The organism is Agrobacterium sp. 22-210-1 (assembly GCF_053522525.1).
Map to the genome: position 1 here is coordinate 525,666 of NZ_JBNWCI010000003.1, position 22,909 is coordinate 548,574.

At 60.0% G+C, this 22,909-nt stretch carries 20 protein-coding genes; 6 read left to right on the top strand and 14 right to left on the bottom strand.

Annotation, left to right across the window (positions count from 1 at the left end):
• The first annotated feature begins 380 nt into the window (after nt 1–380).
• The gene (locus ACQZ5F_RS20740) at nt 381–1,028 is read left to right on the top strand and encodes an outer membrane protein (RefSeq protein ID WP_312360010.1); all 648 of its coding nucleotides are present in this window, start codon (nt 381–383) and stop codon (nt 1,026–1,028) included.
• Nucleotides 1,029–1,316: 288 nt separating this feature from the next.
• Nucleotides 1,317–2,498: an MFS transporter gene (locus ACQZ5F_RS20745; protein WP_046802049.1), complete on the top strand. Its 1,182-nt coding sequence runs from the start codon at nt 1,317–1,319 to the stop codon at nt 2,496–2,498.
• Between the two features lie 80 nt (nt 2,499–2,578).
• Here ACQZ5F_RS20745 and ACQZ5F_RS20750 read toward each other — a convergent pair whose 3' ends face one another.
• From ACQZ5F_RS20750 to ACQZ5F_RS20760, 3 genes are all read right to left on the bottom strand, one after another.
• On the bottom strand, nt 2,579–3,571 hold the full coding sequence (locus ACQZ5F_RS20750; RefSeq protein ID WP_052820699.1) for a WD40 repeat domain-containing protein: 993 nt from the start codon (nt 3,569–3,571) through the stop codon (nt 2,579–2,581).
• A 484-nt stretch (nt 3,572–4,055) separates the two neighbouring features.
• Nucleotides 4,056–5,177, bottom strand: a complete 1,122-nt coding sequence (locus ACQZ5F_RS20755; protein WP_137087774.1) for a CobW family GTP-binding protein — start codon at nt 5,175–5,177, stop codon at nt 4,056–4,058.
• Nucleotides 5,178–5,294: 117 nt separating this feature from the next.
• Complete coding sequence (locus ACQZ5F_RS20760; protein WP_448730881.1) at nt 5,295–6,095, bottom strand: creatininase family protein; 801 nt, start codon at nt 6,093–6,095, stop codon at nt 5,295–5,297.
• Nucleotides 6,096–6,174: 79 nt separating this feature from the next.
• On the opposite strand from ACQZ5F_RS20760, the gene ACQZ5F_RS20765 reads away from it, so the two are divergent.
• The 3 genes from ACQZ5F_RS20765 (at nt 6,175) to ACQZ5F_RS20775 (ending at nt 9,141) form a co-directional block, all read left to right on the top strand.
• On the top strand, nt 6,175–6,684 hold the full coding sequence (locus tag ACQZ5F_RS20765; protein WP_137087776.1) for a MarR family winged helix-turn-helix transcriptional regulator: 510 nt from the start codon (nt 6,175–6,177) through the stop codon (nt 6,682–6,684).
• Nucleotides 6,685–6,816: 132 nt separating this feature from the next.
• Nucleotides 6,817–7,839, top strand: coding sequence for a LacI family DNA-binding transcriptional regulator (locus ACQZ5F_RS20770; RefSeq protein WP_004433466.1), 1,023 nt, complete (start codon nt 6,817–6,819; stop codon nt 7,837–7,839).
• Nucleotides 7,840–8,178: 339 nt separating this feature from the next.
• Nucleotides 8,179–9,141 carry a 2-hydroxyacid dehydrogenase gene (locus ACQZ5F_RS20775; RefSeq protein WP_448730882.1) on the top strand — a complete coding sequence of 321 codons (963 nt, stop codon included), beginning with the start codon at nt 8,179–8,181 and terminating at the stop codon, nt 9,139–9,141.
• Between the two features lie 161 nt (nt 9,142–9,302).
• Here the strand turns inward: ACQZ5F_RS20775 and ACQZ5F_RS20780 are convergent, their stop codons facing one another.
• From ACQZ5F_RS20780 to ACQZ5F_RS20830, 11 genes are all read right to left on the bottom strand, one after another.
• The gene (locus ACQZ5F_RS20780) at nt 9,303–10,430 is read right to left on the bottom strand and encodes a Gfo/Idh/MocA family protein (protein WP_448730883.1); all 1,128 of its coding nucleotides are present in this window, start codon (nt 10,428–10,430) and stop codon (nt 9,303–9,305) included.
• Nucleotides 10,431–10,645: 215 nt separating this feature from the next.
• Nucleotides 10,646–11,458 carry a 5-deoxy-glucuronate isomerase gene (gene iolB / locus ACQZ5F_RS20785; protein ID WP_448730884.1) on the bottom strand — a complete coding sequence of 271 codons (813 nt, stop codon included), beginning with the start codon at nt 11,456–11,458 and terminating at the stop codon, nt 10,646–10,648.
• Between the two features lie 238 nt (nt 11,459–11,696).
• Nucleotides 11,697–12,605: a myo-inosose-2 dehydratase gene (iolE, locus tag ACQZ5F_RS20790; RefSeq protein ID WP_312359978.1), complete on the bottom strand. Its 909-nt coding sequence runs from the start codon at nt 12,603–12,605 to the stop codon at nt 11,697–11,699.
• 1 nt (nt 12,606) lies between these two features.
• A complete protein-coding gene (iolD, locus tag ACQZ5F_RS20795) occupies nt 12,607–14,433 on the bottom strand; it encodes a 3D-(3,5/4)-trihydroxycyclohexane-1,2-dione acylhydrolase (decyclizing) (RefSeq protein ID WP_444553011.1) in 1,827 nt (608 codons plus the stop codon).
• Complete coding sequence (locus ACQZ5F_RS20800; RefSeq protein ID WP_448730885.1) at nt 14,430–16,346, bottom strand: bifunctional 5-dehydro-2-deoxygluconokinase/5-dehydro-2-deoxyphosphogluconate aldolase; 1,917 nt, start codon at nt 16,344–16,346, stop codon at nt 14,430–14,432. Before ACQZ5F_RS20800 ends, iolD begins: the two co-directional genes overlap by 4 nt.
• A gap of 206 nt (nt 16,347–16,552) precedes the next feature.
• A complete protein-coding gene (locus tag ACQZ5F_RS20805; RefSeq protein ID WP_046802038.1) occupies nt 16,553–17,368 on the bottom strand; it encodes a MurR/RpiR family transcriptional regulator in 816 nt (271 codons plus the stop codon).
• 217 nt (nt 17,369–17,585) lie between these two features.
• Complete coding sequence (locus tag ACQZ5F_RS20810) at nt 17,586–18,302, bottom strand: ABC transporter ATP-binding protein (protein ID WP_225338945.1); 717 nt, start codon at nt 18,300–18,302, stop codon at nt 17,586–17,588.
• Nucleotides 18,283–19,047: an ABC transporter ATP-binding protein gene (locus tag ACQZ5F_RS20815; RefSeq protein WP_448730886.1), complete on the bottom strand. Its 765-nt coding sequence runs from the start codon at nt 19,045–19,047 to the stop codon at nt 18,283–18,285. The genes ACQZ5F_RS20810 and ACQZ5F_RS20815 overlap by 20 nt, the downstream gene beginning before the upstream one ends.
• Nucleotides 19,044–20,051, bottom strand: a complete 1,008-nt coding sequence (locus ACQZ5F_RS20820; RefSeq protein ID WP_448730887.1) for a branched-chain amino acid ABC transporter permease — start codon at nt 20,049–20,051, stop codon at nt 19,044–19,046. The genes ACQZ5F_RS20815 and ACQZ5F_RS20820 overlap by 4 nt, the downstream gene beginning before the upstream one ends.
• Nucleotide 20,052: 1 nt before the next feature.
• The gene (locus tag ACQZ5F_RS20825; protein ID WP_052820657.1) at nt 20,053–20,916 is read right to left on the bottom strand and encodes a branched-chain amino acid ABC transporter permease; all 864 of its coding nucleotides are present in this window, start codon (nt 20,914–20,916) and stop codon (nt 20,053–20,055) included.
• Nucleotides 20,917–21,034: 118 nt separating this feature from the next.
• The gene (locus ACQZ5F_RS20830; protein WP_052820656.1) at nt 21,035–22,207 is read right to left on the bottom strand and encodes an ABC transporter substrate-binding protein; all 1,173 of its coding nucleotides are present in this window, start codon (nt 22,205–22,207) and stop codon (nt 21,035–21,037) included.
• A 344-nt stretch (nt 22,208–22,551) separates the two neighbouring features.
• On the opposite strand from ACQZ5F_RS20830, the gene ACQZ5F_RS20835 reads away from it, so the two are divergent.
• Nucleotides 22,552–22,896, top strand: a complete 345-nt coding sequence (locus tag ACQZ5F_RS20835) for a hypothetical protein (protein WP_225338948.1) — start codon at nt 22,552–22,554, stop codon at nt 22,894–22,896.
• The last annotated feature ends 13 nt before the right edge of the window (nt 22,897–22,909 follow it).

Here is a 22,909-nt window from a genome sequence, read left to right on the forward strand (position 1 = left end):
AACAACAAACGGCGCATCGCACAACTGAAAGGGGGCCTCATGGCCTCCTTTTTTTGAGATACTCTCGGCCATGCCTTCACAAAGTTGCGTGCTGGACGCTACTTCTGATGGGTTTTGTTGATTGGATGTAGCTGTGGTCGCTTAATTCTGGTCGCTCGGATTTATGTGTTTATTACCTAATTAATATATTGTTAGACCTCAGAATATTAACGGATTTATATCGATCATACTTATGGTTTTTAAATTTTTACACGATATTAACCTTGTTGAGCTTCAATCATAAGGTGCGTTCACCTCGTTAATTGCGTTGTGTTTTCCGTGGCGGATTTGTTCGCGTCCCGCAACGTGGTGGGTGAAGATATTTTTCAAGGAGCTATCGCATGTTGAAACAATCATTTCTGGCACTCGTCACTCTCGGCGTGTTTTCGGGGGCCGCCGCTGCGGCTGATGCGGTCAATGACATTCCGGCTGCACCGTATGTCAATGACGTTGCGCCTTCCTTTTCCTGGGAGGGTTTTTACGCCGGTGGTTCGGCTGGTTATGGCTGGAACCGTGTGAAGTCGACCACTTTTGGCGTCACGACGAAGCATGAATTCGATGGCGCCCGTTTTTCCGGTTTTGCCGGTTATAATTTCGAGGTGGCACCATCCGTCGTTCTCGGCGTTGAGGGCGACCTTGGTTATGCCTGGGGCGACAAAACCATCGTTACCAGCAAGGTTTCCGCAGGTCTTAACGGCTCCGCACGTCTGCGTGCCGGTTATGCCATCGATCGTGCCTTGATCTACACTGCCGGCGGCTACACCGCGACCGATAGCGAAGTTGATGCACCGTTCGGCAAGGACAGCAAGGTGCTGCATGGCTGGACGGTTGGCGCGGGTATTGATTACGCTTTCACAGACAATTTGTTCGGCCGCGTTGAATATCGCTACAACGATTTTGGTAAGGCGACCTACAGAACGGGTGCGATCTCGTCGGTGGGCGATGTCAATGAACATCTCGTCAAGGTTGGCCTCGGCGTAAAGTTCTGACCAAGGGCGCTTCGGCTCTTCGGAGCGGCCGAGGTCGCTGACAGCGCCAACGCCACGGGCGCCATGGGACTGTTTTATCGATCCATACCTGCCCGGCGGGAAATATTCTGCCGGGCCGGATAACTTATTGCGAGCCTGTGCTTGCCGTGAGACACGAAAGAAGCGGGCATGTTTTCGTTCGAAACCAAAAACGTGCGCTTCCTGACATACGAGCTTGAACCGTGGGTGGTTTTGGTGTGATGGTGCGATCCGATCCCGTCCCGTCTCCCCGCATCCAGTCGATTCCCCATGCTACAGAAAAGCACTTCGCCGGGCGCTTTTGATCGTCAGGCCTATATGATCGCGCTGCTGGTCTTCGTTGCCGGCGGCACCAATGCGGCTGTCGTGCCTTTTATCGGATTTTACATTATTCAGGTGCTCGGCCACGCGCCTGCGACACTCGGCATCTACAGCGTTACAGCGATGGTTGCCTCGATTGTAGCCAGTCGTATTTATGGTGAACGTGTCGATGCCGGTGTGCGGGTGCGGCCCTTGCTGCTTCTGTCCGTTGCGGGGGCTTTTATCGCGGCGGCGGCAGCGACTTTCGGTCATCTGGCGCTGCTGGTGGCTGTTACGGCCACTGGAATGGGGCTTTCCAACGCCGCCAGCACGCTCGTCTTCAGTTATGGTCGATATCACGGCCGGGTGCAGGCGCTCGATACCACCGCCTACAACGCTTTCCTGCGGATGATGGTATCGCTGGCGTGGATGCTGCTTCCGGCCGCCGCCTATCTGATCGTCGATCTCGCCGGTGCAAAAGCCGTGTTCATGAACGCCATGCTGATGGCAGCCATCTGGGGCGGACTGGCCTTGGCCATCGTGCCGCGCGGCCAGACATGCCCTATGGAGCGGCGACAGGGGGGCGAGACCGATGAGGGACGCAACCTGCCGCTGCTTATGGCGGCGGCGGCCAGTTTCTGCATGTCTTTCGCCCATTCCCTGTGCGCGTCGGCTCTGCCGGTGTTTCTTGTGCGTGAGGTTGGGTTGCCGGATTACGCGCCGGGCCTGTCGCTCAGCATCAAATGCGCCATGGAGGTTCTGCTGATCCTGCTTGCGCCGAGGATCATGCGCCGGGTCAGCGCGCGCCTGTTGTTGAGCGGTGCGGCGGTGACGGCGATTATAGCCTTCAATATCATCGCCTCGGTCACGACATTACCCGCCATGCTGTTCGGCGCAGCCATGGAGGGAGCTTATTATGGCCTTTTTGCCGGCACGAGCCTGACCTTCATTCAGGGTTTTGCGCGCGGGCGCACGGCGCGGGCGACCGCGCTTTATATGAACTCCATCTTCCTTGCCGCACTGTTTGCGGTGCCCTTGATGGGGTTCGTGGCGCAATATTCCAGCTTCGGTGTGTCGATCCGGCTTGCCTCGGTGGGCGCCGGCGCAGCCCTGCTGCTATTGTTCCTGACGCGGCGTCAGGTGAGCGAATAGACGGCTCTCCGCCCACATTCCCATGATAAGGACGGGAATGAGAGGAATAGAGCCAGTAAATTGTCTGACCAGTGCCTGCCTTACGCCGAAATATCGATAATGCCGCAGTCGCCTGCCTCTGAGGCAAAGGCGAGCAGTTTGCCGGTAGCGCTCCAGTCCATGGCGGTGATGGCGCCCTTGCCGGGGCGACGAAGCAGGGCTTCCTTGCCATCGGCCAGGCGTACGCCGAGGATCATGCCGTCGATGAAGCCAATGGCGAGCACGTCTTCCACCGGGTGGAAGGCGACGTTGGTGACCATGATGTTGGCGCGGCTGCCGAGCTCTTCCGGCGCCTTGCCCATCGGGCCGTCCTTGCCGGCAAATGGCCAGACGATGGCGGCCGGCGCGCCGGAAGACGCAAGCCATTTGCCCTTAGCCGACCAGGAAATGGATTTGACCTTGGCGGGATAACCCGTCATGCGCATGTGGCGGGCTTCCATGCCGCCCTTGGTGGCTTCCATCTTCCAGCCATGCAGGGCGTTTTCCTGCATTGTGGTAACGAGGAACTTGCCGTCAGGCGAGAACGTGACGCCGGTATGCGCGCCCTTCCATTCCAGATCGACCGGATCGCCGGCGCTAGCCACCCAATGCAGCGTCACGCCGTTGTAACGTGCAACCGCAATGCGCAGGCCCTTGGGCGCAAAGGCAATCGCTTCCACCGTGCGCTCTTCCTTGAATTCCTTGACCGTGCCGTCCGACAGCCGCACGAAGCTGGACTTGCCGACGCCATAGGCGACCGCCTTCTGCGGCCCGCCGGCAACGACGCCGATCCATTTGCGCGGCACGTGCGCCAACTCGCTGATGCTGCCATCATGGCCGATGCGCAGCACCCGACCATCTTCGCCGCCTGACAGCAGCGTGGCGCTGTAGGGGTCGCGAATGCAGGTCAGAAGCCCCTCATGCGCCTCGGTTACCTTTTCGCCGCCATCCAGCCGGTGAATGGTGCCGGCGGCGGTGGCAAACAGGGGAATGTCGCCGAGAAAATGGGTCGAGACCACGTGGCCTTCGATATCAAGCGGGGCAACAGTCGGCATGGGGCATCGGTCTTTCGTATCTGTGTCGGATGGGGCGACGATGTCGACCCCGGCGGCAGGCATGGTTCTAAAGCATTTCCGGCAAAAGCGGAACCGCTTTTACGTTCGGACGATTCGTGAAATCAAGGAGATAGAGCGCTTTGTCGTCGAGGGACCACCCTACACGGCAGTTGAAAATCATTGACACTCCGGCGCTCCGGGCTCACCCCCCTCTGTCCTGCCGGACATCTCCCCCTCAAGGGGGGAGATCGTTCCGTGGCGAGGTTTCGCACCTCTCGACGGTCGAGAATGAAGTGACAAGAGAGCGTCTTGCCGATCTCCCCCCTTGAGGGGGAGATGTCCGGCAGGACAGAGGGGGGTGAGCCCGGAGCGCAGGAGCGTCAGTGATTTTCAACTGCCGTGTAGGGTGTCGAAGAACGCGCGTCCGGTGGATGACGGACGCAGCCGTACCCCGGCTCAGAGCCGGGGTGACGGGGTCAAACGATCAGGCCGTGGCGAGGCAGGCGTTGAAGCTCTTTTCCAGCTTTTCGCGGTCCAGTTCGCGGCCGATGAAGACGAGGCGGCTTTCGCGTTTTTCGTCTTCCTTCCACGGGCGCTGGTGATCACCCTCGATGATCATGTGCACGCCCTGCACCACGTAACGTTCCGCATCGCCCTTGAAGGCGATGATGCCCTTGAGGCGCAGAATGTTCGGACCGTCGGTCTGGGTGACCTTCTGGATCCACGGGAAGAAGCGCTCGGGGTTCATCTCGCCGCCGCGCAGCGATACCGATTGTACGGTAACATCATGGATCGGCGAAACTGCGCCATGGTGGTGGTGATCATGGCCATGGTCGTGCCCATGGTCATGATCATGGTGATGATGCCCGTGGTCATGGTCGTGATGATGGTGGTCATGGCTGTGATCGTGGTCGCAATCGGGCCCGCAGACGTGATCCTCATGGCCGTGCTCGAGGAAATGCGGATCATTTTCCAGCGCGCGTTCCAGGTTGAAGGCGCCCTGATCGAGCACCCGGGCGAGATCGACGCCGGAACGGGTTGTCTTGTAGATGCGGGCGGAAGGGTTGATGGCGCGCACGATATCCTCGATGCGGGCGACTTCCTCGGGCGAAACGAGATCGGTCTTGTTGACGACGACGACATCGGCAAAGGCGATCTGGTCTTCGGCCTCGCGGCTGTCCTTCAGCCGCAGCGGCAGGTGCTTGGCGTCAACGAGGGCAACGACCGCATCAAGCTCAGTCTTGGCGCGCACGTCGTCATCCATGAAGAAAGTCTGGGCGACGGGAACCGGGTCGGCAAGACCTGTCGTCTCGACGATGATACCGTCGAAACGGCCGGGACGGCGCATCAGGCCTTCCACGACGCGGATCAGGTCGCCGCGCACCGTGCAGCACACGCAGCCATTGTTCATTTCGTAGATTTCTTCATCGGACTCGACGATCAGATCGTTATCGATGCCGATCTCGCCGAATTCATTGACGATGACAGCGTATTTCTTGCCGTGGTTCTCGGAGAGAATGCGGTTAAGAAGTGTCGTCTTGCCGGCGCCGAGATATCCCGTCAGGACGGTGACTGGAATGGGCTTGGCTGGTGCTGTTTCGGTCATGGAAAACCCCGCGTGGAGACAAGGCCGGTAGAGGCCTCAAGGAAGAAGTGTCGACGTCCATATAGGCGCGACGTCCGGGCAGTTCAAAGAGATTTTGGCCGAATCCGGCCAAGTGCCTCAAATTTTGTTATGAAATAACGTTATGTCAAAAGCGTGGACATCTTCAAGCAGTTCGACAAGGCCTTTGACGGCGTGGGAGATGAGCCTCTCACCCTTTTGCGCCGTGGCTGCTGCGGCATTTCCGGCAACACCGTCAGGGTTGAGATCGCTCATCAGCCAGCCGAAGGCGTGCGGGCCATAGGCGCGCAAATGCCGGAAGCGGCTGGCGAAATCGCTCTGGCGCGAGGGGAAATCGGCTGCCTTTTCCATTCTTACCCGTTCCGGGCAGAGCGCCAGCATGACCGAGGTTTCGATATCGCCGCCATGAATGTCGATTGCCTTGTCTTCCGGCTTCACAACATCGGCGGGTACGCCGAAACGGGTCCAGCTGGTGGCAACCGCCAGCATGTCGAAACGGGCGCGGGCCTCGGTGGCAACGATTGTCATCAGCGGTGAGTTGCCGCCATGGGCGTTCAGCATCACGAATTTGCGCACGCCTTTTTCATGTTCGGCCTTCGCAATGTTGAGCCAACGTTCGATGGCCTCGTCGTAACGCAGTGTCTTCGTGCCCGGCACATCCATGTGTTCGATGGAATATCCGACGGGTTCCACCGGCAGGAAGGAGACCGGCAGATGGGAAGGCAGGGCGGCGGCGAGACGGGCAACGATACCTTCGGCAATCAGCGTATCGGTCTCGAAGGGCAGGTGCGGCCCATGCTGTTCATGCGCCCCCAGCGGCAGCACGGAAATTGCACCTGTTGCGCGAAGATGCGGGTCTGTTACGTTTTCGTCGTGATAATGCGTGTATGAGTTTGACATCTGGCAGTCCGCGCGTGCATTCGGTAAGGATTTCCAGCAACATATATCGGTTCCGCCACAGGGTAAAAGGCACTCGCATATGAGCAAGGACAAAACTGGGCATAAGGACAAGGGCGCCAAGAAAGAAAAGGGCGGCAAGAAAATAAAGGACGCCAAAAAAAGGGATGACAATTTCAACCCCGAAGAACTGGCGCAATCCATCACCCAGGCCGCCCGTTCCATGCGCACGGCGCTGAGCCACAGCCTGGCCGAAAGCGGGCTTTATGCCGGGCAGGACGGTGTTATCCTGGCGCTGGCGCAGGAAGGCAGCCTGACACCGGGGCAGATCGCCCAGAAACTCGGCGTCAAGGCGCCCACCATGACGCGCACCATCGGCCGCATGGAGGCCCAGGGTTTCGTGGAGCGCAGCGGCGACGACGAGGACGGTCGCGTGACGCTGGTGAAGCTGACGGAAGCGGGACTGAAAAGTGTCGAACACATCAACATCTCGATAGCCGATTGTGGCGCAAGGGCCATAGAGGGGCTTTCGGCCAAGGATGTGCGCACCGTGGTTAAACTTCTCAAGGCAATCGATACCAATCTTCAATGATTTGTTGAAATTTTTAAAAATAAAACTCTGTTTTGTGGGTATCTCTTAAACGGGTTGCGGATTTTGTTTAAATTGTTTAATTGCAATTTAAACAGGGACATCCGTCGCTGACATGCGTTTGGGAGGAATGCCGTGGCTCAAAAGGTCAAACTGTCCACGATTGCCGAAAGTCTTGGTCTCTCGACCGCCACCATTTCCCTTGCATTACGTGACAGTCCGCTGGTTGCTTCCGATACACGCGACAAGATCAAGGAACAGGCGCGGGCGCTGGGTTATATCTACAACCGCCGCGCCGCCAGCCTGCGCACCTCGCGCTCCGGCATTGTTGGCGTGGTGTTCCACGATGTGATGAACCCGTTTTACGGGGAAATTCTCAAAGCCATCGAAAGCGAGCTGGACCGCAGCCGCCAGACCTTCATTCTTTCCAATCATTATGATTCAGTGGAAAAACAGCGCACCTTCATCGAAACGCTGCTGCAGCTCGGCTCGGATGGCATCATCATGTCGCCGGCCATCGGCACGCCGATCGAGGATATGACGCTTGCCGAAGAAAACGGCATGCCGGCCATTCTCGTAGCCCGTTCCATGGATGGCGTCGACATGCCGACCTATCGCGGTGACGACAGCTACGGCATTTCGCTCGCCACCAACCACCTGATCAGCCTCGGTCACCGCACCATCGCCATGGTTGGTGGTACCGACCAGACATCGACGGGGCGTGATCGTTATCAGGGTTACGTCAATGCGCTGCGCAAGGCCGGCATCGAGGTCGATCCGAACCTGCGCATTCCCGGCCCGCGCTCCAAGCAGGGCGGTTTCGAGGCGGCGGTGCATTTTCTGTCACTACCGCAGAAGCCGACGGCCGCCGTCTGCTGGAACGATCTGGTCGCCATCGGCCTGATGAACGGCATTTCGCGTGCTGGTCTGGTGCCGGGTGTCGATATTTCGGTAACCGGCTATGACGATCTGGAGGAGGCGGCGATTGCCACGCCGGCGCTGACCACCGTTTCCAACGGTCAGGCCGAGGTGGGGCGTCTTGCGGCCCGCGCGCTGCTGGACAGGCTGGCGGGCAGCCATGAACCTGACGGCATTCACCTCATCAAGCCGGAAATGCGCATCCGGCAATCCACCGGGCCGGTGCGGCCGCGGGTTTGAGGCTTCAGACGATGGGAAATGGTGCGCGTTCTGTGCATTGCACCTTTCCGTCATCCCAGCCTTGAGCGGGAATCCAGCTACCGCGTGTCCACGCGGTAAAAAAAGACTCTCTCAGCCCAAAGACTTGGGCTGGCTGGATGCCGGATCAAGTCCGGCACGACGGTGAGGGGGCGCAAAAAATCGGCATGAAACTTCCGTCTGCCCCCATAGCATCCCCTTATTGCCCTTTTCACGGCGGTCTTTGTTTGAAAGGATCGTCGCCCAGAGGAGTGGTATGCGAGCGGTTCGCCTGCAACCCACTTCAGCATATTGGAATGTTATCAGGAGGAATATCCGCTCATGTCTGACAAAAAGGCCGTCGTTCTCGTTCCCGGCAAGATAAACCCGCGCGTTCTCGAACGCCTCGAAGGCAAGGTCGAGATTGTGACAGCGCCTGCCGGTGCCGAGCCGGTTCTGCCTGATGGTGCGGCGGAGCGCATCAATGCCATCGCCGTTTCCGGCGTCGTCAACGCAAAGTGGATCGATGCGCTGCCGAAGCTCGAGATCATCGCCAATTTCGGCGTGGGCTATGACGGCGTCGACGCCAAACATGCCGCCACACGCAACATCGTGGTGACGAATACGCCTGACGTGCTGAACGACGAGGTGGCCGATACGACGATCGCGCTTTTGATCAACACCGTGCGCCGTCTTTATCAGGCCGAGACCTGGCTGCGGGATGGCAAATGGGTTGGCGAAGGACCCTTTGCGCTGTCGCCGTTTTCGCTGCGCGGCCGCAAGGTCGGCCTTTTCGGCATGGGCCGCATCGGCCAGGAAATCGCCAAGCGGCTGGAGCCTTTCAAGGTGGAAATCGGATACCACACCCGCAGCAAGCGGGATGGCGTCTCTTACACCTATTACGGTTCGCTGAAGGAGATGGCGGAAGCCGTCGATATCCTGATCTGCATCGTGCCCGGCACGCCGGAAACGCATAAGGCGATCAATGCCGAAATCCTGACGGCGCTTGGGCCTGAAGGCGTGTTCATCAATGTCGGGCGCGGTTCGAGCGTCGATGAGGACGCGCTTCTGCAGGCGCTTAAGAGCGGTGCTGTGGGTGCTGCCGGTCTCGATGTGTTTTATGCCGAGCCGAAGGTGCCGGAAGCCTTCCTGTCGCTGCCGAATGTCTCCCTGCTGCCGCATGTCGCCTCCGCCTCGATCCCGACGCGCAATGCGATGGCCGATCTGGTGGCCGACAATATTCTCGGCTGGTTCAGGGATGGCAAGGTGCTGACGCCGGTGCCGGAAACGCCGGTGAAGGGGTAATACCTTACCGCCACACACCGTCACCCTGGACTTGATCCGGGGTCTAGCATGATCAAGTCTTTGATCATAAAAGACTCCTGTCACGGCGCAGACGCGCCGTGGCTGGATGCCGGATCAAGTCCGGCATGACGGAGGAGACGTTTTCGCCCTTTGTGGACGTTCTATTCCGCAATCTCCGAGCTTCCCACCCAACGCCCTTCGGCAAACGACTGGGCCATGGCGTGGATGCTGCGCTCGATCTTCAGCCCTTCCTCGAAATCGACGATATGGGCTTTTTTGCCCTCAATCGCCGCGATCAGCTCCCGGCATTCGATCACCTTCAGATCGTTGAAACCGAGCCCGTGGCCGGGGGCGGGAATGAAGCGGTCATAGGGCTTGTGATGCGGCGCGGTGAGGATGGTTCTGAAACCCTGCTCCTCCGGGCGTCCATCCGTAGTGTAGAGCTGGAACTCGTTCATACGTTCCTGATCGAAGAGAATCGAACCCGTCGAGCCATAAATCTGGATGGCGATGCGACCCTTGCGGCCCCAGGCGGAACGGTTGGCGATGAGCACGGCGGAAATGCCGCCTTCGAGCTTCAGCAGCACGCTGGCAAGATCATGCGTCTCGACGGCGCGCTCGCCGCCGCCGGCAAGCGGGCGAGTCTCATAAGGTTTCACCATGTCGGTGATGGCGCTTTCGGCATGACCGAACAGAGCGAAGAGCAGCGACAGCGGGTGCACGGCGAAATCATCCAGCGCGCCATAACCGGAGGAGGCTTCGCTCTTCCAGTAGAAGGGCTGAGCGGCGTCCGCCATGAAGTCCTCGTCCATTTCGGCGCGGACATGATAGACCTTGCCGATAGCACCTTCGTCGATCAGGCGGCGGATATGGCGGATGACGGGGTTCTGAATGTAGTTGTAGCCCATCGCCGCTGCCTTGCCGGAACGGCGGGCCGCATCGCGCATCTTCACAGCATCGGCAAAAGCGGGCGCCATTGGCTTTTCACACCAGACATTCTTGCCGGCCTCAAGGGCGGCAATCGCCATTTCCGGGTGGAAGGCATTCGGCGTGGTGACCGAGATCACGTCGATCTCCGGATCGGACAGCAGGTCGCGCCAGTTGCCCGTCGAGCGGGCGAAGCCGAACTCGGCGGCTTTCTTCGCGGCAAGCTCGGGATTGACTTCCGCGAGCGTCACGAGGCGGGGACGCTCCACATCGCCGAAGACGCTGGTGACATTGTTCCACGCCAGCGCGTGGCATTTGCCCATGTAACCGGTGCCGATAAGGCCCACGCCAAGAGCGGTCATGCTATTCTCCTCCAGAGAGTTTTAGAATGAAATCAATGTATTGAGCGTTTATTGAAATGTGACAGGCGAAACAAAGCCCCTCCGCCCTCATCCCTGTGCTTGTCACAGGGATCCAGCCAGCCCAAGTCCTTGGGCTGGGAAGACTCTCCCCGTCGCGCAGACGCGCGCCGGCTGGATTCCTGTGAAAAGCACAGGAATGAGGATAGGTGAGTGAATTACGGATTATCCCGTTTGAAAATCCAGTCGTGATCAGGGTGGTTCTTGAAGCGCCATTTGCGCATCGGCCCGGCCATCACGTTCAGATAATACATCTCATAGCCATAGGGCGCGCCGCAGGGGTGGTGACCCTTGGGCACCAGCACGACATCGCCGTCCGACACCGCCATGGTTTCGTCCAGCGAACCGTCCTCAGTGAAGACGCGCTGGAAGCCGAAACCCTGAGCCGGGTTGAGGCGATGATAATAGGTCTCCTCCAGATAGGTCATGTCAGGGTAGTTATCCTCGTCATGCCGGTGCGGCGGATAGGACGACCAGTTGCCCGACGGCGTGAAGACTTCCGTCACCAGCAGGCTGTCGGCCACATCGCGTTCTTCCATGGCAATGGGGAAGATGTAACGCGTATTGGCGCCCTTGCCACGCTCCGTCAGCTGCACGCCATTGGGACCTATCTGCTGCGCCTCGCGGCTGCCTTTTTCGCCGGGCGCGGTGCAGACGCCGACGGTGCAATCGGTCGTGGCGGTCAGCGACCATTCGGAGCCTGCGGGCACGTAGACGCAGTGCGGCGGCTTGCGTTCGAACACATTCATGCGGTCGCCGAGTTCACCGAAATCCTTATCCCCTGCGGAAATCGTCGCCTTGCCTTCGACCAGCACGAGAATGACTTCGGTATCGCCGGTTTTCTCCGCCGCCGTTTCGCCCGGCTTCAGGCGGTAGAGGCCGAAACCGACATAACCCCAATCCGCGCTTTGGGGCGTGATGTCGTGCACCTTGCCGCTGGTCGCGACCGGCTTGCGCAGAAGTGAGGTCATGGTGGTGTTCCTTTTTGGTCAGTCGTTCAATGTATCGGGCGGCTATATTCCCACGTTTCCCTCATCCCTGTGCTTGTCACAGGGATCCAGCCAGCCCAAGTCCTTGGGCTGAGAGGAGTCTTTCCACCGCGCCGACGCGCGTCGGCTGGATTCCTGTGACAAGCACAGGAATGAGGGAGGAGGGGGTGCACCGGAACATACGATTCTAGGACGTATAGACGAATGCCCCCCGCCCAGCTCAAGCAGCCTGAGCCTTGTCCAGCCCCGCTTCGCGCGCAAAAGCCTTCAGCGATTTCAACCCGAGGCTCTGATATTCGAACGGGTTGCGCACGTCAGGGTCCTGTTCCGCCTCGATGACCAGCCAGCCGCTGTAACCATGCTCGGCCGCAACCTTCAGCACCGGAGGAAAATTCACGCCGCCTTCGCTGTCGCCGGGAACGGTGAACACGCCGCGGCGAACGCCTTCGAGGAAGGAAAGCCGCTCGCCCCGAACCTGATCGGCAATGGCAGGGCGCACGTTCTTGGCGTGGATATGGCCGACGCGACCCATGTATTTCTGCGCGACACGCACGGGATCGCCGCCGCCGAACAGGCAATGGCCGGTATCGAGCAGCAGATGCGTCTTCGGGCCGGTGTGCTGCATCAGAAGGTCGATCTCGTCTTCGCTCTCGACCACCGTTCCCATGTGGTGATGATAAACGAGGGTGATACCCTGTTCTGCGGCAAAGGCGGCCAGCGCCTCGACGCCCGCGCCGAATTTCGCCCAGTCATCGGCCGCAAGGCGCGGACGGTCGACCAGCGCCTTGTTGTCATCGCCGTGGATGGCGTTCGAGGTCTCGCAGACGATGATGACCTTCGAACCCATGGCTTTCAGCAGGTCAAGCGCCGGCTGCATGGCCTTCTTTTCGGATTCGATGTCGTCGGTCAGAAGGTTCAGCGAATGCCAGCCGGAGACGAAGGAGAGACCGCGCGGCGAAAGCACGCCCTTCAGGCCTTCCGGCTCAGTCGGGAACTTGTGGCCCTTTTCGATGCCGTCGAAACCGATCTTGGCGGTTTCATCAAGGCACTGTTCGAGGCTGATATGCGCGCCCAGCGTGCGGTCATCGTCGTTGGACCAGGCGATAGGGTTGGTGCCGTAGCGGATCATCTTACTGTCTTTCCTTGACATGGTTTTCATAACGGGCGCGCGCCGGGCCGATTTCGGCGCGGTCGGAGACTTCAGGCACCGCGACATCCCACCAGTGACCGCCGGCCTGAGGGGTCGGATAGGGATCGGTATCGATGACGATCACGGTTGTTCGGGTGGAGGCGCGGGCGCTCGCGAGCGCTTCTTCCAGTTCAGTGATGGTGGAAACCTTGCGCGCATCCGCCCCCATCGAGCCGGCATGGGCAACGAAATCGATGGCGATGGGGTTGACGTTGGTGTGGGCGTAGAGGTTGTTGAACTCCGCGCCGCCGGTCTCCATCTGCAGGCGGTTGATGCAGCCATAGCCCCTGTTGTCGGTGATGACGAGCGTGATCTTCACGCCCATGGCGACCGATGTGGCAAGCTCCGAATTCATCATCATGTAGGAGCCGTCACCCACCATGACGATCACGTCGCGGTCCGGCTCCGCCATCTTGATGCCGAGGCCACCGGCCACTTCATAACCCATGCAGGAGAAGCCGTATTCCATGTGATAGGAGAGCGGCAGCTTGGATTTCCAAAGCTGGTGCAGCTCACCCGGCATGGTGCCTGCCGCGCACATGACGACGGTATTGTCACGCGACTGGCGCTGCACCGCGCCGATGACCTGCATGTCGGTGGGCAGGCTGTTGGCGTTGTCCTCGCCCGGCGCGGCTGTATCGGCATCGGCCTTTTCGAACCATGCAGCCTTGAGACCGGCATCCGGCGCGGCAAAACGGTGGCTGCCGAGTGCTGCGGAGAGCTTTTCAAGCCCGATCTTGGCATCCGCCGTCAGGCTGATCGCATCATGCTTGGCGCTGTCATAGGGCTGGACGTTGAGCGCCAGGATCTTGCGGTTAGGGTTCTTGAACAGCGCCCAGGAACCGGTGGTGAAATCCTGAAAACGGGTGCCGACGCCGAAGACCAGATCGGCCTTTTCACTGATGATATTGGCGCTTTCCGCGCCCGTGACGCCGACGGGACCGAAGTTGAGATCGTGATCCCACGCCAATGCCGATTTCCCGGCCTGCGTTTCGACAACGGGAATGGAATGGGTTTCGGCAAAGCGCTTCAGCGTCTCGGTTGCGCCGGCAAAATGCACGCCGCCGCCGGCAACGATGATCGGGTTCTTCGCCGCCTTCAGCGCGGCGACCGCATCTTCGAATTCCACAACATCCGGCTGAGGACGGCGCTGTCGCCAGACCCGCTTTTCGAAGAAGCTGACAGGATAATCATACGCTTCCGCCTGCACATCCTGGCAGAAGGCGAGCGTGACCGGGCCGCAATCGGCCGGGTCCGTCATGGTCCGCATGGCGCGGGGAAGGGCGGTCAGCAACTGTTCCGGTCGCATGATGCGGTCAAAGTAACGGCTCACCGGGCGGAAGCAGTCGTTGACGGTCATCGTGCCGTCGCCGAAATCTTCGAGCTGCTGCAAAACAGGATCGGGACCGCGATTGGCGAAGACGTCGCCGGGGATCAAGAGCACCGGCAGGCGGTTGACATGCGCGAGCGCTGCCGCCGTCACCATGTTGGCGGCACCCGGGCCGATGGAGGAGGTGACCGCCATCGCCCGCCGGCGGCGCAGCTGCTTGGTGTAAGCAATGGCCGCATGGGCCATGGATTGCTCGTTCTGGCCGCGATAGGTCTGCAGCTCGTCGCGAATGCCATGCAGCGCTTCGCCGATACCGGCGACGTTGCCGTGGCCGAAAATGGCCCAGACACCGGCAATATAGGTTTCGCCATGTTCATTCATCTGCGCGGCGAGGTAACGAACCATTGCCTGCGCAGCCGTCATTCTGATTGTCTTCACGCTGCCTCTCCCTTTTTGGCGCGCGCCTCATCCCATATGCGGCACAGGCTGGTATAGCGCTGCGCCATATCCTTCACCGCTTCCTGATCGGTGATCCTGCCACCGAGCCAGCTTCGCGCGGCATCTGCAAAAATCGTGCGGCCAACGGCGAAACCTTTGACCAGATCGAAACCGGCGGCAAGGCGGAAGCTCTCCTCCAGCTCGCTTTGCGGTGCGTCGAGACCGAGAACGACGATGCCGCGCACATAAGGATCGTTACGATGCACGGCATCGCAGGCGTTCTTCCAGGCGGCGCGGGTCTTCATCGGCTCCAGCTTCCACCAGTCGGGATAGACCCCGATCTCATAAAAACGCTCGACGATGCGGGCGGCTGTCAGATCGTCGGTCGGGCCGACCTTGGAGGGAATGACCTCCAGCAACATTTCCAGCCGGTTGCGGCGTGTCGCCTGGAACAGACGCATGACCGTCTCCTCCTGCGTTGATCGCATCTCCTCGGTATCGTCAGGGTGATAGAAGCACAGGACCTTGACGACATTTTCAAGCGGCCATTCGGACAGCCCGCCGAAATCCTTGCCGAGTTCCGGTTCCAGCGTCAGCGGGCGGGAACCGGGCCATTCCACCGGACGACCGATCCAGAGACCGGAACCGCTCGCGGCAAACAGGGCGTCACGGCCAAGGCGACCGTCGCAGAGAATACCGTAACCCGGCCTGTCGCCGGCCACCTGCTGTGCGGCTTCTAGGCAGAGCTTCTTGAAAGCGCCGATCTTTTCGTGCTTGACGCCAAGCTCGTCGGCGATGGCCTCCAGCTGCATGCGGTGGTCGAAGGCGAAGACGCGCATCGTGTCCCAGTCGCCCTTGCGGTTGGTGGACCAGTGCACCTGTTCCAGCGCCTCGTCCTTGCGCAGCGCCTTGTTGCGAATGCCAGCCTTGAAGAAATATTGCAGCTCTTCCCAGCTCGGATAGGCCGGCGTGCAGCCGTGGCGGGAAACGGCGAAAGCGCCGCAGGCATTGGCGTATTTTAATGTCGTCGGCCAGTCTTCGCCGCGCAGCCAGCCGCGGAACAGCCCGGCCATGAAACCATCGCCAGCACCCAGAACGTTGAAGACCTCAATCGGGAAACCTTCGCCCGTCTCACCATCGTCGAGACTTGCCGGGATTTCACCGGTGAAGACCGAGGCCCCCATCGGCCCGCGCTTGCACACCAGCGTCGCGTTGGAAACCTTGCGCACGGCCTTCAGCGCCGCAAGCGTATCGGTGGAGCCGCCGGCGATGTGGAATTCTTCCTCGGTGCCGACGATCAGGTCGAACAGATGCAGGGTGGATTGCAGCTTGGCGGTGACCTTCTGCGATTCCACGAAACGGCTTTCGCCGTCGCCATGGCCGGCCACACCCCATAGATTGGGGCGGTAATCGATATCGAGCGCGGTCTTGGCGCCATTTTCGCGGGCGAGTTTCAGCGCCTTCAGCACGGCCGCTTCCGTTTTTGGATGCGACAGATGCGTGCCGGTGGCGCAGACGCAAGCAGCTTCGGCAATGAAGGCGGGATCGATGTCGTCTTCGCTGAGCGCCATGTCGGCGCAGTTTTCGCGATAGAAAATCAGCGGGAACTGGTTCTGGTCGCGAATGCCGAGCAGCACCAGCGCGGTCAGCCGCTCCGGGTCTGTCCTCACACCGCGCACATCAACGCCTTCACGTACCAGCTGTTCACGGATGAAGCGGCCCATATGCTCATCACCAACGCGGGTGATGACGGCGCTGGCAAGGCCAAGGCGCGCAGCACCGGCGGCAATGTTGGTGGGAGAGCCGCCGATATATTTGGCAAAGGAGGCCATGTCCTCCAGACGGCCGCCGACCTGCGAACCGTACAGATCGACAGACGAGCGCCCGATCGTGATAAGATCAAGTTTTTTCAAAAGGTTCCTCCTTCGGGCCGCCCATTGCGGCGGCCTGCCTCACATGTTTGGAGCGATATCGGGCAGAGCTGCCCGCACCTTTCGCCATCCCGTTCCGGCAGGCCTCCACCGCCCGCTGTCATCCGTCACGAGACGGACGAATATGGAATGCCCGTTTCATGGATTTGGATCATAAATTCTATTTTTTCCATTTTCAATAAAAATATTCAGGCTGTTTTGCGGGTTCCCACAGCCACGGCCAGCGTAATCGCCAGACAGAGGGTGGCGGAAAGGGAGCGGAATGCACCAAAATCGATCTCCGTGACCGTCAGAAGCGTTGCGCCGGATTTTCGCAGCGGATTGACGGCAGAATCAGAGAGCGCAACCACCGGAATGCCATTGGCCCGGGCCGTTTCCGCCAGTTCCAGCGTCTCAGTGGAATAGGGGGAGAAGGTGATGGCGATCAGCGCGTCATCGCTGGAGATGGCGCTGATATTGCCCAGCCCGCCGACGGCGCTGTGCAGAACCGCCGGAACCTTCATTTTCTCGAAGGCATAGGCAAGGTAACTGGCTATGGGGAAAGAACGTCGCAAACCGACAATGTGGACGGTGCGCGCGCCAGCCAGCGCCGAAACTGCCTCGTCAAGCTGCCGTGTATCGACCGATTTCAGCAGCATTTCCAGCGAGGAACGACCAGCTTCGACAAATTCCGCAAGCAGGCTGGAGGCACTTTCATCGCCCTTTTCACGCAGATGGTCGAGCCGTGTGGTGTAATCTGGCCAGCCGCCGACATAGGAATCGCGAAACAGGCGCTGCATTTCCGAAAAACCGGAAAAGCCCATGATCTGGCAAAACCGCATGAAGGCCGAAGGCTGCACGCCAGCACCCTCTGCCATTTCGGCAACGGTGGAAACGGCAATGCGGTCCTGATTGGAGGCGACATAATCGGCGCATTGCCGCAATCGTTTCGGCAGCCCCTCCGCAACCTGGAGCAACCGCTCCTCAAAAGCCTTCACCGATTCTGGCGCCTCGATTGCCGTCATTGTCGTTCCTTTATGCAGACTGAAATCGTGTGCACTTTAACTCCAGTGGAATTTTTATTCCATTGGGTTTTTTAGGAACGAATAAATGAGGTGTCCTGGGTCCGTTGTGGGCACAGTTGATCCGACGCCCTCATCCCTGTGCCTGTCACAGGGATCCAGCCAATGTGCATCTGCGCGGTGCGGGCTGGAAACCTGTTCTGGTTTTATTTCGATGCACTCAGTGCAGCCCGCCAACGCCAAGATGCGTATCGACAATATCCGGGTTCTCCGCAAGCTCGCTGGACGGCCCTTCCCATACGATGCGGCCGCGTTCCATGATGATGGCGTGGTCGGCGAAGTCGATGGCCATCTGGATACGCTGTTCGACGAGGAGAATGGTCATTTCGCCCGATTGCGCCAGTTTGGAAAAGGCCGCCATCAGCTCCTCGCAGATGACGGGGGCGAGGCCTTCGAGCGGTTCGTCGAGAAGCAGCACGCGCGGCTGTCCGAGAATCGTGCGAGCGGTGGAAAGCATCTGCTGTTCGCCGCCGGAGAGTTGCGAGCCGAGATTACGGCGGCGCTCCTTCAGGCGCGGAAACAGCGTATAGGCTTCCTCGATCGCGGATTTCGGCCGGCCCTTGAGGCCGACGAAAAGGTTTTCCTCAACGGTGAGTGTTGGAAAAACATCACGGGTCTGCGGCACGTAACCGAGGCCGGCTTTGGCGCGGGCAGCACTCGGCAGGGCGGCAATGTCCTGTCCGCCGAGGCTGATATCGCCAGCAAAGCGCTTCGTCTGTCCGGCCAGCGTGGCAAACAGGCTGGTCTTGCCAACGCCGTTGCGGCCGAGAACCGCGAAACGCGAGCCCGACGGCACGGAAAGCGACAGACCCTCGATGACGCGGGTGGGGCCGTAACCGGCGGTGAGGTTGACGATTTCAAGCGGCGCTGCGGGCATCGGCGTAACTTCCCAGATAGGCTTGGCGGACTTCCGCATTGCTGGTGACGTCTTCCGGCGAACCATCGAAGATGACCGCGCCTGCGGCGAGCACCACCACACGTTTGGCAAAACGGAAGACCAGATCCATGTCGTGCTCGATCATCAGGATCGCGAGATCGGCCGGCAGCCGGTCGAGCGCCTGTTCGATTCGCGCGGTTTCCGTGGAAGGCACGCCGGCGGCCGGTTCGTCTAGCAGCAGGATTTTCGGGCGAAGCGCCATGGCAAGCGCGATCTCGATCAGCCGCTGCTGGCCATAGGCGATTTCGCGCACCTTTGTTTCGGCAAGTGCGAGAAGGCCAAGCGTGCCGAGAATGTCGCGGGCTTCGCTCATCACCGCAGGCATGGCGCGGTAACGGCCGAAAATCCGGCCCGTCCTGCCTTCGCGCTGGAGAATGGCAAGCGCCACATGCTCCTCCGGCGTCATGTCCTGAAACAGCCTTGTGACCTGGAAGGAGCGGACGAGGCCGCGCTTCACCCGCTGGCTGGCGCTGAGGCCGGTCACGTCTTCGCCGGCGATGCGCACCGTGCCGGCCGAGGGCTTGATGTTGCCGGTGACGAGATTGACGAAGGTGGTCTTGCCGGCGCCATTGGGGCCGATCAGCACCGTGCGGTCTCCCGGCGAAAGCGACAGCGAGACATTGTTGGTGACGACGAGGCCGCCAAAATTTTTCTTGAGGCTGGAGACTTCGAAAATGGCGCTCATTTGCGACCTCCGCGGATGCGCGCAATGATCTGCTCACCCGCGCCATAAAGCCCGCGCGGTGCAAAAAGCACGACGGCAATCAGCAGCAGGCCGACAATGGTGAGCCAGTGGAACGGATTGGCGGCGGAGACGACATCTTCGAACCACATGAAGGTGACGGTGCCGATCAGCGCACCATAGAGCGAGCCTGCGCCGCCGAGTACCAGCATTACCAGCGCTTCGGCCGAAAGCGTGAAGCTGAGACTGTCGAGCCCGACGACCTGGGTGGAAATGGCGTTCAGTGCGCCGCCAATGCCGGCGACGACGCCTGATATGACGAACATCTTCAAAATCGTGCCATTGACCGAGCCGCCCATGGCCTGAATGCGTATGCTATCCTGCTTGACGCCGCGACATAGCATGCCGAAGGGCGAGTGGACGATGACCCTGAGGACGAGGAAAACGAGGAGCAGCAGACAGACGCCATAGATATAGGCGGTGCGGCCGAAAAGATCGAATTCGAAGGTGCCGAACAGGGCATCCGGCGAGACGCCGGCAAGGCCGTCGCTGCCGCCCGTCCAGTTCGACGCCTTGTTGGCCGCCTCATGGAACAGATGGATGACGGCGATGGAAAGCACCAGCTGCGGCAGGCCGTGGGCACGCAGCAGAACAGTGCCGGAGACCAGCCCGGCGACGCCGCCTGCTGCGGCGCCGATGGCGGTCATCAGCAGCGGATCGGTAATCTCGAAATGGGCGGCGGCGATGCCGGCGGCATAGGCGCCCGCACCGAAGAGCGCCGCATGGCCGAGCGTGGCGACGCCGCAATACCCTGTGACGAGATCGATCGAAAGCACGAGAAGCGCAATGGCGATGATGCGGGTCAGAAGCGCCAGATTATCCGGAAACAGAAAGTAGCCGATGATGGCGGCGGCGATGATGAGGAGCGGCCCTGCGACAGCGCGCAGCGGCGAGCGTGTTTTCGGGATCTCTGCCGTTTCAGTCACGTCGTTCATGAGCACCGCCATCTCATTTCGCCCTTCCGAGAAGGCCGCGCGGGAACAACGTGATGATCACGATGACCGCCAGATAAAAGAAGAATTCGCCATATTCAGGGGCGAGATACCGCCCGGTCGTATCGATGGCGCCGAGCAGCAGGCAGGCGATCAGCGCGCCGGGGATGGAGCCCGCGCCGCCGACCGAGACCACCACGAGGAAGGTGACCATATAGCGCAGCGCATAATAGGGTTCGACCGGCAGCAGTTCCGCGCCGATGACGCCGCCCATTGCGGCAAGACCGACGGCGATGGCGAAGCTGACGGCATAGATGATTTCGGTGCGCACGCCCAGCGCCGCAGCCATCGCGGCATTGTCCACCGCCGCTCGCAGCTTGATGCCGAAGGCCGTCTTTTCGAAGGTGAACCACAATGCACCCGCCACGGCCAGACCGCAGGCAATGGCGAAGATGCGGTGGGTCGCAATGGTGCGGAAGCCGAGATCGGTCGGGCCAGCCAGCTGCTGCGGCAGCGGAATGGTCTTCAGCGTCGGGCCGAAGACGAAATTGGCGATGCCGATGATGCAGAAGGTGATGCCGATGGTCATCAGCACCTGCGTCAGTTCAGGTGCGCCATAAATCCGCCGGTAAAGGAAACGTTCGAGCGGTATGGCGATGATAATGGTGCCGGCGATGGCAACGAGGATCGCCGCCGCATAACCGAGACCGAGGCCGTGGGCGGCATAAGAGGCGAGGTAACCGCCGATCATGGCGAAAGCGCCATGCGCCAGATTGACCACTCGCATCAGTCCCATCGTCACCGAAAGGCCGATGGAGATGATGAACAGGACCATGCCATAGGCAAGCGCATCGATAAGGATGCTGAAGACCGTCTGCATGTTGAAAAAACTCCTCCCGGTGCTGTAACGCCCGTCCGGGCCGGAACCGAACCGCCGCAAGGGCGGCTCGACCGTTTCAAGAATGCCGCCCTTGTGGCGGCGAGGCCGGTATCGCCGGTTATTTCGCGGCGGCGAGACCCGGATCGCCCTGTTTTTCGAAGGTCTGGACTTCCTTGTTGTAGTAGCTGCCGTCATCGGCCTTGGCGACTTCGCGCAGATAAATGTTCTGCGTGATGTGGCGGCTTTCCGGATCGATGCTGACAGGGCCGCGCGGGCTTGTCCAGGAAAGACCCTTCACCGCCTCGACTGCCTTTTCCGCATCCTGTTTGCCGCCGGTGGCCTCGATCATCTTGCTGATGACATACATGCCGTCAAAGGCGCTAACGGCAGGGAAGGACAGTTCCTTCGGATTGCCGATCGCCTTGGTGGCGGCTTCCACGAAGGTCTTGTTCTCAGGTGAATCATGCGAGACGGCGTAATGGAAGGTCGTCTGCATGCCGAGTGCGGCCTCGCCAAGTGCCGGCAGGTCGGATTCCTGCGTGAGATCGCCCGGCGCGAAAAGCTTGACGCCAGCGGATTTCAGGCCGTTATCGTTGAAGGCCTTGACAAAGCCGAGCGTGGTCGGGCCTGACGGCAGGAAGGCGAAAACCCCTTGCGCGCCGGAATCCTTCACGCGCTGCATGATCGGGCTGAAATCATTGGTGGAAAGCGGCATGCGGATGGTTTCCACCACCTCACCGCCGGCGGCGGTAAATGCCGCCTTGAACGCGTTTTCGGCATCGACGCCGGGGCCGTAATCGCTGACCAGCGAAATGACCTTCTTCACACCGCCATCAAACGCCACCTTGGCAATGGGGGTGGAGGTCTGCCAGGTGGTGAACGAGGTACGCACCACATAGGGGCTTTTGGTCACGATGGCCGAGGTGGCGGCATTCATGATGACCATCGGCACATTGCCCTGCTTCAGAAGCGGCGTGACGGCCATGGCGTCGGGTGTGAAATAGAAGCCGGCGAGATATTGCACGCGTTCCTTCACCACCAGTTCCTGTGCCAGCGCCTTGGACTGCGCCGGATCGGCCTGCGGCACATCGCGATAGACGACCTCGACCGTGTCATCGCCGACCTTGTTGCCGTGAAGTGCAAACCAGGCATCGATGCCGGCCTTGAAGTTCTTGCCCTGCAACGCAAAGGGGCCGGAGAACGGACCGACCACGCCGACCTTGATTGTCTCGGCATAAGCAGCAGAACTGAAGCAGATGGCCGCGATTGCGGCGGTGATCCGTAATTTCATTGATTTTCTCCCAATTGATCCGTGGCTCCCATCCACAGATCCAGGCTGCCAGATTGATGAGTGCGGTGACCAAAGTAAAATGAAATAAGGGGGGTAATAAATAACCTGACGGTTATCAATAACCGTGCCGTTTCGCCCCCACCCATACCGGATGCAACAATAAACACTGCCCTGATGATTCTCAAACCAGCCCTGTCGCCGGCAATGTCATGCCCGTGAAAACAGCTTCGGGCAAACTCGGTGCGCAATGGTGTTCACGCGGAGGCGAACCCCTGCCTTAACCAGTTCTAAGGGGATTTTTCGTAAGCTCGCAAAGCATATTTATGAACTTTATTTGGTGTCTGATGAGCGAATATCAAAATAGAGCCGTTGAGCTGATGCGAAATCGCGTCGGAGAAAGTATACTCAGCAACAAGATAGAACGCCGCGAGGCATTTCTTCGCAAGGCGCTGTTGCTTTATCTCGGCATGGGCGGAACGGCGGAGGCCGTTCAGGCTGCCGCAAAGGACGCCGCCTCCACACCCGCGCCGACCATCGACGTCGCCGTCGGAGACGTCATGTACAAGCTTGCGGCGATCGGACACGTCTCCGATATCGATATCATCCAGGCCGCCTATAACAAACTGGATGCCGCGAACCTGCATATTCTCGACAAGGGCAAAAAGCTTCTGCAGAAGCAGCGGGAATAGAAACTCGCCGTCA

What these genes read in the sequence shown, in the direction of transcription:
- ACQZ5F_RS20740 (WP_312360010.1), top strand. Translation starts at nt 381, where the DNA reads ATGTTGAAACAATCATTTCTGGCACTCGTCACTCTCGGCGTGTTTTCG.
- ACQZ5F_RS20745 (WP_046802049.1), top strand. Translation starts at nt 1,317, where the DNA reads ATGCTACAGAAAAGCACTTCGCCGGGCGCTTTTGATCGTCAGGCCTAT.
- ACQZ5F_RS20750 (WP_052820699.1), bottom strand. Translation starts at nt 3,571, where the DNA reads ATGCCGACTGTTGCCCCGCTTGATATCGAAGGCCACGTGGTCTCGACC.
- ACQZ5F_RS20755 (WP_137087774.1), bottom strand. Translation starts at nt 5,177, where the DNA reads ATGACCGAAACAGCACCAGCCAAGCCCATTCCAGTCACCGTCCTGACG.
- ACQZ5F_RS20760 (WP_448730881.1), bottom strand. Translation starts at nt 6,095, where the DNA reads ATGTCAAACTCATACACGCATTATCACGACGAAAACGTAACAGACCCG.
- ACQZ5F_RS20765 (WP_137087776.1), top strand. Translation starts at nt 6,175, where the DNA reads ATGAGCAAGGACAAAACTGGGCATAAGGACAAGGGCGCCAAGAAAGAA.
- ACQZ5F_RS20775 (WP_448730882.1), top strand. Translation starts at nt 8,179, where the DNA reads ATGTCTGACAAAAAGGCCGTCGTTCTCGTTCCCGGCAAGATAAACCCG.
- ACQZ5F_RS20780 (WP_448730883.1), bottom strand. Translation starts at nt 10,430, where the DNA reads ATGACCGCTCTTGGCGTGGGCCTTATCGGCACCGGTTACATGGGCAAA.
- iolB (WP_448730884.1), bottom strand. Translation starts at nt 11,458, where the DNA reads ATGACCTCACTTCTGCGCAAGCCGGTCGCGACCAGCGGCAAGGTGCAC.
- iolE (WP_312359978.1), bottom strand. Translation starts at nt 12,605, where the DNA reads ATGATCCGCTACGGCACCAACCCTATCGCCTGGTCCAACGACGATGAC.
- ACQZ5F_RS20805 (WP_046802038.1), bottom strand. Translation starts at nt 17,368, where the DNA reads ATGACGGCAATCGAGGCGCCAGAATCGGTGAAGGCTTTTGAGGAGCGG.
- ACQZ5F_RS20810 (WP_225338945.1), bottom strand. Translation starts at nt 18,302, where the DNA reads ATGCCCGCAGCGCCGCTTGAAATCGTCAACCTCACCGCCGGTTACGGC.
- ACQZ5F_RS20815 (WP_448730886.1), bottom strand. Translation starts at nt 19,047, where the DNA reads ATGAGCGCCATTTTCGAAGTCTCCAGCCTCAAGAAAAATTTTGGCGGC.
- ACQZ5F_RS20820 (WP_448730887.1), bottom strand. Translation starts at nt 20,051, where the DNA reads ATGGCGGTGCTCATGAACGACGTGACTGAAACGGCAGAGATCCCGAAA.
- ACQZ5F_RS20825 (WP_052820657.1), bottom strand. Translation starts at nt 20,916, where the DNA reads ATGCAGACGGTCTTCAGCATCCTTATCGATGCGCTTGCCTATGGCATG.
- ACQZ5F_RS20830 (WP_052820656.1), bottom strand. Translation starts at nt 22,207, where the DNA reads ATGAAATTACGGATCACCGCCGCAATCGCGGCCATCTGCTTCAGTTCT.
- ACQZ5F_RS20835 (WP_225338948.1), top strand. Translation starts at nt 22,552, where the DNA reads ATGAGCGAATATCAAAATAGAGCCGTTGAGCTGATGCGAAATCGCGTC.